Raw genomic sequence first — 13,550 nt, forward strand, 5'->3', positions numbered from 1 at the left:
CGCCGGCTCCAGAACACTCAAGTCGGGCACGTGACCTTGCCGTTATCCAGCCCCTGCTTGTAGCTGTGGCTCTGCAGGCTGGCCTTGCCGTTGTGCCAGGTCAGGGTCAGCACGTACAGCGAGTCGTAGTCGCCGGACGCCCAGTCCTCGGTGATGGACTGTTTCTCGCCAACAGCCTTGCCGGCGACCTTGTTGATCAGCTCCGGCAGGTAGCCGTGGGACCACGCGGTGTAGATGGTCGAGTTGTGATACTTGTCGGCGGTCAGCTCCCGAGCGAGGTCGCTGGTGTCGTTGGCCGAAAACTCGATGTTCACCGGCAGGCCGAGCTTGATCGCGGCGGGGCTGATGGTCATCAGCGGGCGGATGTAGCTGTAGGAGTTGTCCAGCTCACCTTCCTCGACATTGCGCGTCGGGTTGGCGGCGAACACGTAATCGGCCTTGCCGAATTTCTCCGGCAGCAGCGTCGACAGCTCGATGGCGCGGTTCAGGCCCTGGCAGTTGAGCTGGCCGAGGCCGCCGGCAGGTTTTTCCCCGTGGCGCAGGAAGATCAGGGTCTGGGTGCCGTCCACCGGTTGTGCACGGCTTTCGCTGGATTCGAGCGACAGAAACAGCGCGCTCACCGCCAGCAGCGAGGGCAGGGCAACATAGGCGCGATGTTTGAAGCGTTTGGCGACTTTCATCAAGTTCGTCATGAGATCAGGATTCTTCAGCGTGTTCGGTTAAGGCTGACAAACCTCTACACCACGGGCTGCCGGGGCCGGGTGTTTTTCCCTGTCTTGATTGGTTTTCTTGGAGCCCCCGCAGGCCTTTTGGTTCGATCCGCTTGCCGGGGCGCACTCTAATGGCATCGTCCAAAGGCTTGAGGGAAGGTTAGCGACAGGATGTTGCGGATTTAAGTAAGCACGGCGGCCACAGCAAAAAAGAACCCGAGCCAGAGCGGAAAACGTGGATTATGCTCAGGCCTTTCATTTTGTGACTGGATGCTACACATGACTGATCTGTCCGCGTTCCCGATCACCCAGAAATGGCCGGCGCAGTACCCTGACTGGATTCAGCTCTATTCCCTGCCGACCCCCAACGGCGTCAAGGTCTCGATCATGCTCGAAGAGATCGGTCTGCCCTACGAGCCGCACCGCGTGGGCTTCGACACCAATGACCAGATGTCCCCGGAATTCCTGTCGCTGAACCCGAACAACAAGATCCCGGCGATCCTCGATCCCCACGGCCCGGATGACAAACCGCTGCCGTTGTTCGAATCCGGTGCGATCCTGATTTATCTCGCCGACAAGAGCGGTCAGTTGCTGGCCCAGGAAGGCGCGCTGCGCTACGAAACGATCCAGTGGCTGATGTTCCAGATGGGCGGCATCGGCCCGATGTTCGGCCAGCTCGGCTTCTTCAACAAATTCGCCGGCAAGGACTACGAAGACAAACGTCCCCGTGACCGCTACGTCGACGAAAGCAAACGCCTGCTCAGCGTCCTGAACACCCGCCTCGAAGGGCGCGACTGGATCATGGGCGAGCGCTACACCATCGCCGACATCGCCACCTTCCCGTGGGTGCGCAACCTGATCGGCTTCTACGAGGCGGGCGACCTGGTCGGCATCAAGGACTTCCCGAACGTCACCCGGGTACTGGAGCGTTTTCTGGCGCGGCCGGCCGTGGTGCGCGGGCTGACCATTCCCGGTTGATCAGGGCAAAACCCGATTTTTGAGCATTTGCAGGATGGCTTGCGCGAGCCTTCCTGCCTTTAAAGGAATAAGTCTGTGGAAAAGCTGGCGCTGATCATTGGTAATGCAAATTACGCTTTCGAACCGATCCCTAATGCCGTCAATGATGCGCGCCTGATGGAGGAGACATTGACCGCTCGCGGATTCACTGTCACCCGGCTTGAGAATCAGGACGCGAACGATATGGAGGCGGCGGTCACGGTGTTCGCCCAAAAAGCCCTAGAACAGGGCGCTCTTGCGTTGTTTTATTTTGCGGGCCACGCGATTGAATTGAATGGTGCTGCATATCTCTTGGGAACCGGAATGTCACAGGACCTTCGCCCGGATAGCGTCCTGCGTGAAGCGTTTGCCTTGTCAGAGTTTTTTCAACTGACGACGGATGTCAAAACTCCTCGTATTGTCGTACTGGATGCTTGCAGAACGACGACGTCAGATTGGAGTGTTGATCAATGGCGGATGTTTGCCGAACGTATTTCCCATGAACGTCTTGAGGGTAAGAACAGGCATGACAATGTTTTGATCGGATACTCGACGAGTTCCGGGGATCCAGCGGCCGACGGGCTGGGTGAGAACAGTCTGTACACCCTGGAACTGTGCCAGCGGATTTTGATGCATGGCATCACGATCGAGGACAGTTTCAAGGATATTGGCCTGTCGATTGTTCAACAGTCGGAACAGCGACAGAGGCCATGGTTTTATTCGAGTTTGAATGCCCAGGTAACGTTCAGTGATCTGCCGTCTTATCGAAAGTTTCACAGTTTTCATGTCCCTATCAACCCTCTTGAGGGCGGTTTGTTTTCACCACCTAATGATGAGCTGAAGGCATTCTCGATTGTGGGGAATGTGTTACACCTGAATAGTTCCGGATTTGAGTTGAGCAAGTTTTTCACCAAGATTTGCAGCTGCGCTGTTACTGCAAAAGGCGAATTTATTGTGGTCAATCCTGAGGGGCAGGTGATCATTGGTGACCAAGTGCTTAAGTGTCATGAAGCGCATGAGTATGGAGTGGTCGTCAGTCCAGGCGGCACTAGCTTTATTGTTTTTGGTGAGAGCACTTTTCAGGTTTTTCGTCGCAGTGGTAAATCCTGGGAGGTTGTCGCCAGTCATGTAGGGAAGCAGGGCAAACCCTGGGTGTGTGCGTTGTTCGTGTCCGATGACGTGGCTCTTGTTGGAGGTCATTCGAATCAGTTGGTGCGGATTCAGGGCATCAAAGGCAAGCCGACAGTCACGTCACTGGTTTCAAAGTACTTGGGCGACGTCAACTCTATGGTGGCATTAGGTGGTGGTGATGTGCTGTGTACCCTTTCCGAGGGTGAACTCCGGATTGTTTCATCAAATTCTGAGTGTGCAAGTCAGTGGGGCTCTTTGGGGCGTTTTGTCAAAACGGCCTCTTCGCGTCGGGGTTCGCTGATCAATAGCGTCAATGATGACGAAACAGTTCACAGACTTGTATTTGAGCCGGAAACCTACACCGAGGCAGACATCAGGTTTCTTGAGTCACATCTCCAGTCCAATCATCTTTTGTTCAGCGCGTTGAGCCCGCTGTATCCATTACTCGCAGTGGGCAGCGGGGAAGGATTGATTTACTTCATCGACACTCGAAACACTGTCACCGTGCAAATCATCAATCATGGTGTTGGACAGGCTGATAGCCTCGATGGCCTGGCGTTTGCGGACAATGGCAATCTGGTCGTTTTGGGGCGGAACACGGTGAGCTATTACGAGCCCGTGTTTGAGCCTGGCAAGTCAGACGAATTGTTGCCTGATCTGTAACAGACCTTTCTTCGGCTGCTATTTGTGCCTTGCACCACGCAAGGCATAAGCTTCGCCCCCTACGACTTTCGTCTCATCTGCCCGTTTTCAGGAAAGGCCCCATGTCCAGTCAGTTCCCCGAAGCACGTCCACGCCGTCTGCGCCGCAATGCGAGCCTGCGCAGCCTGTTCCAGGAAACCGAGTTTTCGCTCAACGATCTGGTGCTGCCGATCTTCGTCGAAGAAGAGATCGACGACTTCGTGCCGATCAAGAGCATGCCCGGCGTGATGCGCATTCCGGAGCGCAAACTGGCCAGCGAGATCGAGCGTTACGCCCGGGCCGGGATCAAGTCGGTGATGACCTTTGGCGTGTCTCATCATCTCGACGCCAACGGCAGCGACACCTGGCGCGAAAACGGTCTGGTGTCGCGCATGTCGCGGATCGCCAAGGACGCCGTGCCGGAAATGATCGTGATGTCCGACACCTGCTTCTGCGAGTACACCGACCACGGCCATTGCGGCGTGATGCACAACCATGAAGTCGACAACGACCAGACCCTGATCAACCTCGGCAAGCAAGCCGTGGCTGCCGCCCGTGCCGGCGCTGATGTGATCGCACCGTCGGCCGCGATGGACGGTCAGGTGCGGGCGATTCGCCGGGCACTGGACGATGCCGGGTTCACTCAGATTCCGATCATGGCTTACTCGACCAAATTCGCCTCGGCGCTCTACGGCCCGTTCCGCGAGGCCGGTGGCAGCGCGCTGAAAGGCGACCGCAAAAGCTATCAGATGAACCCGATGAACCGCCGCGAAGCCCTGCGCGAGTCATTGCTCGACGAGCAGGAAGGCGCCGACGCGCTGATGGTCAAACCGGCGGGCGCGTACCTGGACATCATTCGCGATATCCGTGAAGCCTCGAACCTGCCGCTGTCGGCGTATCAGGTCAGCGGCGAGTACGCGATGATCAAGTTCGGCGCCCAAGCCGGGGCCATCGACGAGGATCGTGTGGTGCGCGAAAGCCTCGGTGCGATCAAGCGCGCAGGTGCGGATCTGATCTTCACCTACTTCGCGATGGACCTGGCCCTGGCCGGGATCTGATCCGTCAGGGGCAACTGAAAAACGGCCGGATCCCGTGATCACGGAAATACCGTTCGATCACCTTCGGATCCGCGCTGTTGTCGGCAATCGCCACGTAGGTATCCGGGCGCAACAGGTAAAAGCCGTTGCGCCCCAGTCCTGCCGATTCAAACGCCGGGCGCCAGTCGAACACGTGCAGCGGCAAGTGGTGTTCATTGCACCAGGCGATCATCTCGTCGCTGGTGTCGCCGTACACATGCACCTGCCAGCATGGATTGCGCAGCGGTTCGTAATTATCCCCCTCGCCATCATGGGCCCACGGCAAGCGGTCGCCGCCGTGCACATGCCCGGCCACTCCCTCGCTCAACGCCATGCCCCGATAATTGACGGTGATTTGCGAGACGGTGCGAAACAGGAATTCGCGACTGGTTTCGAATGAGGCCATTTTCGGGATCAGGAACGGTGCCAGTCGTGTGCGCAACAGATCGGCCATCCGGCCTTCGGCAGTCACAAAACTGAAGACTTTGTCAGTGGTCGACACCAGTCGCCGGGCGAAGGCGATGCGTTCGGTTTCGTAGCTGTCGAGCAGCTTCGCCGTGGCGCCACCGCTGAGCACTGCCGCAAGTTTCCACGCCAGATTGATCGCATCGCCGATGCCGGTGTTCATGCCTTGGCCACCGGCGGGGCTGTGCACGTGCGCTGCGTCGCCGAGCAGAAAGGCCCGACCCTTGCGAAAGTGATCCGCCACCCGATGATGCACGCGATAGGTGGAGAACCAGTTGACGTCCTCGATGTGCACGTTCAAATGCTCGATGGCGCGGCTGCTGACATCGGAGAATTCCAGAGTTTCGGCGCGATCTGCACGTTCGTCGCGCACGGTGCCGATCAGCCGCGCACGGCCTTCGCCGGCCAGCGGGAACACCGCGAGAAAATCCGCCTCATCCAGATCCAGATGCAACTCGCCGTTGAGCGCCGGGCCGCTGGCTTGCACGTCAGCGACATAGAAAATCTGTTGATAGGTGCCACCGGGGAAGCCTGTGTCGAGGGTTTTGCGCACGACCGAACGGGCGCCGTCACAACCGGCCAGGTAACAGGCCTGGCAGATCTCCTGCTCACCATCCGGCAGACGCAAATGCGCGGTGAGGCCGTCGCCGTTTTCCGTGAAACTCTCAAGCGTAGTGTTGCGCTCGACAGTCACGTCGTAGTCCTCGAGACGGTCGATCAGCAACCGCTCGTGTTCGTCCTGCGGGTAGATTTCCAGGAAGGCGTAAGGCGTCAGGCCTTCGCCGATGCGGTTGAGCGGCAGTTGGGCCACGGGGTTGCCCTTGACCCAGAAATTCGCCGCCGCCACCCGGTGGCCGTTGCGCACTACCGCGTCGGCCAGGTCCAGTTGCCGGTACAACTCCAGCGTGCGCGCCTGTACCGCCAGCGCCCGTGAGGTGGTGCCCGGCACGGAGCTCTTGTCGATGATGCGCACCCGCACGCCCAGTTTGCTCAGCCACAGGGCCAGTACCAGTCCGGTGGGGCCTGCGCCGATGATCAGAACGTCACTGCGGTTCATGGTCTGTCCTCCTCGCGTGCCCTTTGCCACTGAGTGTGCAGCAGCAAGTATGGATCAGCAGGCGAGGGCAGCCAGTCGGTCTGCCAAACGGGACGATGGAACAGCGCCGCCGGCCCGCAGTCCTATCCTGCACCCTGCGATTGAGCGTAGGGTTAACCCGGCTCAACGGACTGGATGAAGCGTTATGCACACCCCTCGATTATTCGTCAGCCTCGCCGCATTGCTGGTGCTGGCCGGTTGCGCAGGCCAACGCGGGCAGGAACCGGCCCCGCGTTCGCCGGCCGAGGTCAAGGCGCAGATTGTGCGCCTGCTGCCAGCGAAAACCGCCGACCGCCAGGGCTGGGCCACGGACATCTACACCGCGTTCGCTGCCCAGGGCATCAGCCCGACCACGCAAAACCTTTGTTCGGTGCTGGCCGTCGCCGAGCAGGAATCCAACTTTCAGGTCGATCCGCCGGTGCCCGGCCTGGGCAAGATCGCCCGCGACGAGATCGACCGGCGCGCGGCCAAGGTCCACATCCCGAACCTGTTGGTCAGCGGCGCCTTGCAGGTGCGCTCGCCCAACGGCAAGACTTACAGCGAACGCCTGAGCGCAGCACGCACCGAGAAAGACCTGAGCGGTATTTTTGATGACTTCATCGGCATGGTGCCGATGGGACGCACGCTGTTTGGCGGCTTCAACCCGGTGCACACCGCAGGACCCATGCAGGTCAGCATCGAATTCGCCGAACAGCATGCCAAGGGTTATCCGTATCCGGTGAGCGGCACGATTCGCCACGAAGTGTTCACGCGCCGTGGCGGCATGTATTTCGGCATCGCCCATTTGCTGGGGTATCCGGTGAGTTATCGCGAGCCGCTGTACCGTTTCGCCGACTTCAATGCCGGGTGGTACGCCAGTCGCAACGCGGCGTTTCAGAATGCAGTCAGTCGCGCCTCGGGCGTTCCGCTGGCGCTGGATGGTGACCTGATCCGCTACGACTCGATCATGCCGGGCACGACCGAACTGGCGGTGCGCAGGCTCGGCAAGTCACTGGGCCTGCGCAACCCTCAGATTCGCGATCAACTGGAGAAGGGCAACACACTGGGATTCGAGGAGACCAGGCTGTATCAACGGGTCTTCGAACTGGCGGATAAGGCAGAAGGCAAATCATTGCCCCGGGCCGTGCTGCCGGGGATTGTCCTGCAAAGCCCGAAGATCACCCGCAAATTGACTACTGCGTGGTTTGCCAAGCGGGTCGAAGAGCGCTATCGACGCTGCATGGCCAAGGACTGATGAGGCAAAAAAAGGCATAAAAAAACCCGGCTGACGGGAGCCGGGTTTTCTCTGGGTTACTGCGGTGGAGCCCTTCATTCAGGCAACGCGGCGTTCGATCAGACGATCCGAGCCACCTTCGGCAACGCGACGTTCTTGCAGACGATCCGATCCACCTTCAGCAACACGGCGTTCCAGCAGACGATCCGAGCCACCTTCGGCAACGCGGCGCTCTTGCAGACGATCCGAGCCACCTTCGGCAACGCGACGTTCTTGCAGACGATCCGAACCACCTTCGGCAACGCGGCGTTCCAGCAGACGATCCGAGCCACCCTCGGCAACGCGCTGTTCGATCAGGCGATCCGAACCGCCTTCGGCGATCATGGTGTGGGCAGGTTTGGCGGCAAACGCGTTGAAGGCCAGAACCGAAAGGGCAATGCTGAGGATGACTTGGCGTTTCATGATTTTGTGCTCCGGGGGTGTTGTTTGTTTGGTATGGAGCAGATGTTACGCCCGGCATTTTTTAAGAGAACTTCATTGACGTGATGGTGAACATCGACGCCGATGATGGTTTGTCACAGCACCTTCACCGCGCGGCCAATCGCCTGAATCGGCCCGGTGGGTTTGCCGATCGGCGAACCGTTGGCGCCTTCCAGCGTCAGCTCGAACAGCTGGTCAGGTTGCAGCGGCGGCAGCTTGTCCAGCGGAATCGACAGCGCTTGCCCCGGCTTGACCAAACCCAGCGACACCGGGCCTTGCCAGCCGTCGGCCTTGGTCCAGAACTCCAGCGCCTTGTCCGCCGGCACCTCGACCACGCCCAGCGGAATCAACTGAATCTCCCGGGGACTGCTGGCCTGGATCACCCAGCCCGGTGCCTTGTCTTGTGGCGCGACCAGCACCACCAGATAACTCGGTTTCGGCGTGGTCTGCGTCAACAGGATCGAACCCAATAACAAGGTTGCGGCCAACCCGGCAGCGCTCAATCCGCGCCACAGCGACAGGCGGTTCCACCATGAAATCTCTGGCGCCATTTTATGGGTGAGTTGCCCGACACTGCGTTCAATGCGTTGCCACAACTGCGACGAGGGCTGATGCGCCGGGGCGAGGTCGGTCAGTTCCAGCAGACGCCGTTCCCAGGCATCCACGGCCGCTTGCAGCTCGGGCTCGTTCGGCAGGCGTCGCTGCACTTCGGCGCGTTCTTCGGCCGAGAGCGTGCCAAGCACGTATTCGCCCGCCAGTTCATCGCGTTCCTGCGCCGATTCGGTGGTCATCCCATGCACTCCCGCAACGCATTGAGGCTGCGTTTGATCCAGGCTTTGACGGTGCCCAGCGGCGTGTCGAGGCGTTGGGCGATCTGCGCGTGGCTGTAACCGTCGACGTAGGCGTGAAGGATGCAGCGGCGCCTTTGCGGTTCCAGTTGATGCAGGCAGCGGTGGATGCGCGTCGATTGCGCCAGCGTGTCGAAGCCGTCATCACTCGCCAGTGATTCGTTGCTGTCGTCCAGCGATGTTTCCCGGCCATGATCGCGCAACACATTCAGCGCCAGATGCCGGGTCACGCTGAACATCCAGCCTCGAGCCGAACCGCGCGCCGGATCGAACCCCGACGCGCCGGCCCAGATCTTGATGAACGCATCATGGACGATGTCCTCCGCCAGCGCCGTATCACGCACCAGACGCCGGGCCACACCGAGCAGCCGCGGACCTTCCTGCACGTACAATTCGCGCAGGGCCTCGCGCTCGCCGCGAGAACAGGCGGCGAGGCGGGCTTCGTAATCGAATGCAGTTTCGGGCAAGGGCATGTCCTGCAATCTAGCAAGCATCGACCAAACGTCCAGTCAGGCTCAGTTCGCCGCCCAGAAAATGTAGTCGGCCTGGTACTTCACCACTTCCTGTTTACCCTTGTTTGCGGCCGTACATTCGCTGCCCGGCGCCACACCGCCCTTGAGGGCGACGCGCTGGATGTAGCTCACGCCGCTCATCGCGCCTTTGCCTTCAGCGGGGTTAGCCTTCACCAGTTGATAGGGCAGGTTGCCCGGACTTGAGGGTGCAACGGCCAGTTGCGTGCCGGTGACTTTCGAACCGTCCTGCGCCTGCCAGGTGGCGGGCGGGCCGAAGTAGGTGCCGACCTGTTTGCCGCTGCGATCATTGAGCACCGCCTTCGGGCCGACGAACACCCACTCGGTTTGCCCGGCGGCATTGGCCTTGTCCCGGCATTCGTAGGTGATCTCGCCGACCCCGGTGGTCTCCAGGGCGATCTTGTGGCCGTCCGGCACCTTGATCGCGTCGGGATAACTGCTTTGGGCAAAGCTTGTCGAGGCGACAGCGAGCAAACCGGTGAGGCCAATCAATTGGGTGATGTTCATCAGTGTTTCTCCGAAAAGGGTAAACCGCTGACAGCCGAAAGAGGGCTGTTACAGGGACTACCCGTGACGGAGCGGTTTGGATGCAGGGCTCATGAGAAAATTTTTGCAGCCGTTGCAGATCCCTCAATTTGGCGTGCCTGCACGAGCCCGGAAGCCTTGAGCAACGCCTGGGTATAGGCATGCTGCGGCGCCGCAAAAATCTCGCGCGACGCTCCCTGTTCCACCACCTTGCCATCCTTGATCACCATCAAGTCATGCGCCAGCGCATGCACCACCGCCAGGTCATGGCTGATGAACAGGTACGTCAAGCCATGGCGGATCTGCAACTGCCGCAGCAATTCCACCACCTGTTTCTGTACCGTGCGATCCAGCGCCGAGGTCGGCTCGTCGAGCAGAATCAGCGCCGGTTCCAGCACCAGCGCCCGGGCGATGGAAATGCGCTGGCGCTGGCCGCCGGAGAATTCGTGGGGATAGCGATGCCGGCTCTGCGGGTCGAGGCCGACTTCCTCCAGCACACGGATCACTGCTGCCTCACGTTCCTCGGCCGTGCCGATGCCGTGGGTCAGCAGGCCTTCGGCGATGATCTGCTGCACCGACATCCGTGGGCTGAGGCTGCCGAACGGATCCTGGAACACCACCTGGATCTGCCGGCGCAACGGGCGCATCAAACGCTGATTGAGCAGGCTCAATTGCTTGTTGCCGAACCGAATATCGCCCTCGGATTCCACCAGCCGCAGAATCGCCTGCCCCAGCGTCGACTTGCCCGAGCCGGACTCGCCGACAATGCCCAGGGTCTTGCCCCGTTGCAGACGGAAACTCACGCCGTCTACCGCCTTGATGTATTCCTGGGTGCGGCTGAACAGCGCCTTGGGCAGCGGGAACCAGACTTTCAGGTCGTCCACTTCCAGCAAGTTGTGATCGTAGCGACTCGGCACCGGTGCGCCGGATGGTTCCGCCTCGATCAGCAGGCGGCTGTAAGGATGCTGCGGGGTGCGGAACAGCGTTTCGCACTCGGCCTGTTCGACGATTTCCCCGTGGCGCATCACGCACACCCGTTGGGCGATGCGCCGCACCAGATTGAGGTCATGACTGATCAGCAGCAGCGACATGCCGAGGCGTTGCTGCAACTCGATCAGCAGTTCCAGAATTTTCTGCTGCACGGTCACGTCCAGCGCCGTGGTCGGCTCATCGGCGATCAGCAATTCGGGTTCGTTGGCCAGCGCCATGGCGATCATCACTCGTTGCCGCTGGCCGCCGGAGAGTTGGTGCGGATAGGCCTTCAACCGTTGCAACGGTTGGCGAATGCCCACCAGTTCCAGCAGCTCCAGCGTGCGCTGGCGAGCGGCGCGACCCTTGAGCCCCTTGTGGAGCTCCAGCACTTCGCTGATCTGTTTCTCCACCGTGTGCAACGGGTTCAGCGAGGTCATCGGCTCCTGGAAAATCATAGCGATGCGATTGCCGCGCAAGCTGCGCAGTTGTTTTTCGCTGGCGTGCAGCAAGTCCACGCCGTTGTAGCGGATGCTGCCCGTGCTGCTGACGGTTTTGCCTGGCAGCAAACGCAGAATCGAGTGCGCCGTCACCGATTTGCCCGAGCCGGATTCGCCGACCAGTGCCAGGCACTCGCCACGGCGGATGTCGAGGTTTACGCCGTGCACCACTTCATGCCCGGCGAAGGCGACGCGCAGGTCGCGGATTTCAATCAGGTTATCGGTCATTTCAGCTCCGGGGATCAGGATCGCGGATCGAACGCGTCACGGCAGGCTTCGCCGATAAACACCAGCAAGGACAGAATCAGCGCCAGGGCGAAAAACGCCGTCAGCCCCAGCCACGGCGCTTGCAGATTGCGCTTGGCCTGGCCGATCAGTTCCCCCAGCGACGCGGTGCCGGCGGGCATGCCGAAGCCGAGAAAGTCCAGTGCGGTGAGGGTGGCGATGGCGCCGGTCAGAATGAACGGCAAGTAGGTGAGGGTGGAGGTCATGGCGTTGGGCAGAATGTGCCGGCGCATCAGTTCGCTGTCCGTCAGCCCCAGCGCCCGCGCGGCCTTGACGTACTCCAGACTGCGCCCGCGCAGGAACTCGGCGCGCACCACGTCCACCAGTGCCAGCCAGGAAAACAGCGCCATGATCCCCAGCAGCCACCAGAAACTCGGCGAGACGAACCCGGACAAAATGATCAGCAGGTACAACACCGGCAGCCCCGACCAGATCTCCAGCACCCGTTGCCCGAGCAAGTCGACCCAGCCGCCGTAGTAACCCTGCAACGCCCCGGCGACGATGCCGACCAGCGCACTGACAGCGGTGAGGATCAGCGCAAACAGAATCGAAATCCGCGTGCCGAATATCACCCGCGCCAACACGTCCCGCGCCTGATCGTCGGTGCCCAGCCAGTTGCTGGAGGACGGCGGGCTTGGTGCCGGTTCCGTGAGGTCGTAATTGACCGTGTCGTAGCTGAACGGGATCGGCGGGAACAGCATCCAGCCGCCCTGATCCTCGATCAGCCTGTGTACGTAATTGCTGGCGTAATCCGGCTGGAACGGCAGTTCGCCACCGAAATCAGTTTCCTGATAATCGCTGAGGATCGGGAAGTAAAAGGCGTTGTGGTAGCGGATCACCAGCGGCTTGTCGTTGGCGATCAGTTCGCCGCCGAGGCAGATCAGGCACAGCCCGATGAACAGCCACAGCGACCAGCGCCCGCGACGGTTGGCCTTGAATTGCGCGATGCGCCGCCGGCCCAGAGGAGAGAGTGTGAACATCAGGCAGTCCTCGCCGAAAAGTCGATGCGCGGGTCGAGCAGGGTGTAGCAGAGGTCGCCGATCAGCTTGATCAACAGGCCGAACAGGGTGAACAGGAACAGCGTGCCGAACACCACCGGGTAGTCCCGCGACACCGCTGCTTCGTAGCTCATGCGCCCGAGGCCATCGAGGTTGAAGATGGTTTCGATCAGCAGGGAACCGGCGAAAAACACCTCGATCAACGCCGACGGCACACCGGCCACCACCAGCAGCATCGCGTTGCGAAACACATGGCCGTAGAGCACGCGTCTTTCGGTCAGCCCCTTGGCGCGCGCGGTGATCACGTACTGGCGGCTGATCTCGTTGAGGAAGCTGTTCTTGGTCAGGATCGTCAGCGTCGCAAAACCGCCGATCACCAGCGCCGTCACCGGCAACACCAGGTGCCAGAGGTAGTCGCCGACCTTGCCCCACAGGCTCAGACTGTCGAAGTTGTCCGAGACCAGCCCCTGCACCGGAAACCAGTTGACGTAGCTGCCCCCGGCGAACACCACGATCAACAGGATCGCGAACAGAAACGCCGGCATTGCGTAGCCGACGATGATCGCCGTGCTGCTCCAGACATCAAATGCGCTGCCATTTCGGATCGCCTTGCGAATGCCCAGCGGGATCGAGATCAGGTAGGTGATCAAGGTTGCCCACAGGCCGAGGGACAGCGACACCGGTAGTTTCTGCACGATCAGATCTGTAACCTTCGCACCGCGAAAGAAACTGCTGCCCAGGTCCAGTTGCGCGTAGTTCTTGAGCATCAGCCACAGGCGTTCGTGCATCGGTCGGTCGAAACCGTAGTGGTGTTTGATTTCTTCGATCAGCGCCGGGTCCAGGCCACGGCTGCTGCGCCCGGCACCGCCGATGGCGGTTACCTCGCTGGCGCCGCCCATGCTGTGCCCGCCGAAGCCTTGCAGGCGGGCGATGGCCTGTTCCACCGGGCCGCCGGGCGCGGCCTGCACGATGACGAAGTTGACCACCAGAATGCACAGCAGCGTCGGGATGATCAGCAACAGACGTCGACTCAGATAACGCCACATG

General features: G+C 60.6%; 13 protein-coding genes. 4 read left to right on the plus strand and 9 right to left on the minus strand.

The window, feature by feature from the left end; translation table 11 throughout:
• Positions 1-17 precede the first annotated feature (17 nt).
• Positions 18-692 (minus strand): histidine phosphatase family protein, encoded by a 675-nt coding sequence (locus tag AC07VV_RS19700; RefSeq protein ID WP_096823071.1) that lies wholly within the window; start codon positions 690-692, stop codon positions 18-20.
• Between the two features lie 297 nt (positions 693-989).
• Between AC07VV_RS19700 and AC07VV_RS19705 the strand changes: the two genes are divergently transcribed.
• From AC07VV_RS19705 to hemB, 3 genes are all read left to right on the plus strand, one after another.
• Positions 990-1,688 (plus strand): glutathione binding-like protein, encoded by a 699-nt coding sequence (locus AC07VV_RS19705; RefSeq protein ID WP_495037200.1) that lies wholly within the window; start codon positions 990-992, stop codon positions 1,686-1,688.
• A 75-nt stretch (positions 1,689-1,763) separates the two neighbouring features.
• On the plus strand, positions 1,764-3,500 hold the full coding sequence (locus tag AC07VV_RS19710) for a caspase family protein (protein WP_495037201.1): 1,737 nt from the start codon (positions 1,764-1,766) through the stop codon (positions 3,498-3,500).
• Between the two features lie 101 nt (positions 3,501-3,601).
• Positions 3,602-4,576 carry a porphobilinogen synthase gene (gene hemB, locus AC07VV_RS19715; RefSeq protein WP_003223551.1) on the plus strand — a complete coding sequence of 325 codons (975 nt, stop codon included), beginning with the start codon at positions 3,602-3,604 and terminating at the stop codon, positions 4,574-4,576.
• A 4-nt stretch (positions 4,577-4,580) separates the two neighbouring features.
• Here the strand turns inward: hemB and AC07VV_RS19720 are convergent, their stop codons facing one another.
• Positions 4,581-6,116 carry an FAD-dependent oxidoreductase gene (locus tag AC07VV_RS19720; protein ID WP_495037202.1) on the minus strand — a complete coding sequence of 512 codons (1,536 nt, stop codon included), beginning with the start codon at positions 6,114-6,116 and terminating at the stop codon, positions 4,581-4,583.
• Positions 6,117-6,300: 184 nt separating this feature from the next.
• Here AC07VV_RS19720 and AC07VV_RS19725 point away from each other — a divergent pair, with 184 nt between their 5' ends.
• The gene (locus AC07VV_RS19725; RefSeq protein WP_495037203.1) at positions 6,301-7,389 is read left to right on the plus strand and encodes a DUF1615 domain-containing protein; all 1,089 of its coding nucleotides are present in this window, start codon (positions 6,301-6,303) and stop codon (positions 7,387-7,389) included.
• 78 nt (positions 7,390-7,467) lie between these two features.
• On the opposite strand, the gene AC07VV_RS19730 is transcribed toward AC07VV_RS19725, so the two are convergent.
• The 7 genes from AC07VV_RS19730 to AC07VV_RS19760 form a co-directional block, all read right to left on the minus strand.
• Positions 7,468-7,830 carry a hypothetical protein gene (locus AC07VV_RS19730; RefSeq protein WP_495037204.1) on the minus strand — a complete coding sequence of 121 codons (363 nt, stop codon included), beginning with the start codon at positions 7,828-7,830 and terminating at the stop codon, positions 7,468-7,470.
• 113 nt (positions 7,831-7,943) lie between these two features.
• Positions 7,944-8,639, minus strand: coding sequence for an anti-sigma factor (locus tag AC07VV_RS19735; RefSeq protein WP_495037205.1), 696 nt, complete (start codon positions 8,637-8,639; stop codon positions 7,944-7,946).
• Positions 8,636-9,169 carry a sigma-70 family RNA polymerase sigma factor gene (locus AC07VV_RS19740; RefSeq protein WP_495037206.1) on the minus strand — a complete coding sequence of 178 codons (534 nt, stop codon included), beginning with the start codon at positions 9,167-9,169 and terminating at the stop codon, positions 8,636-8,638. Before AC07VV_RS19740 ends, AC07VV_RS19735 begins: the two co-directional genes overlap by 4 nt.
• A gap of 42 nt (positions 9,170-9,211) precedes the next feature.
• Positions 9,212-9,733 carry a DUF3455 domain-containing protein gene (locus AC07VV_RS19745; RefSeq protein ID WP_493155750.1) on the minus strand — a complete coding sequence of 174 codons (522 nt, stop codon included), beginning with the start codon at positions 9,731-9,733 and terminating at the stop codon, positions 9,212-9,214.
• 89 nt (positions 9,734-9,822) lie between these two features.
• The gene (locus AC07VV_RS19750) at positions 9,823-11,448 is read right to left on the minus strand and encodes an ABC transporter ATP-binding protein (protein WP_495037207.1); all 1,626 of its coding nucleotides are present in this window, start codon (positions 11,446-11,448) and stop codon (positions 9,823-9,825) included.
• 14 nt (positions 11,449-11,462) lie between these two features.
• Positions 11,463-12,485 (minus strand): ABC transporter permease, encoded by a 1,023-nt coding sequence (locus tag AC07VV_RS19755; protein ID WP_096823062.1) that lies wholly within the window; start codon positions 12,483-12,485, stop codon positions 11,463-11,465.
• The gene (locus AC07VV_RS19760) at positions 12,485-13,549 is read right to left on the minus strand and encodes a microcin C ABC transporter permease YejB (protein ID WP_096823061.1); all 1,065 of its coding nucleotides are present in this window, start codon (positions 13,547-13,549) and stop codon (positions 12,485-12,487) included. The genes AC07VV_RS19755 and AC07VV_RS19760 overlap by 1 nt, the downstream gene beginning before the upstream one ends.
• Position 13,550 lies beyond the last annotated feature (1 nt).

The sequence above is a fragment of the Pseudomonas sp. GW821-FHT02C04 genome (assembly GCF_059421845.1).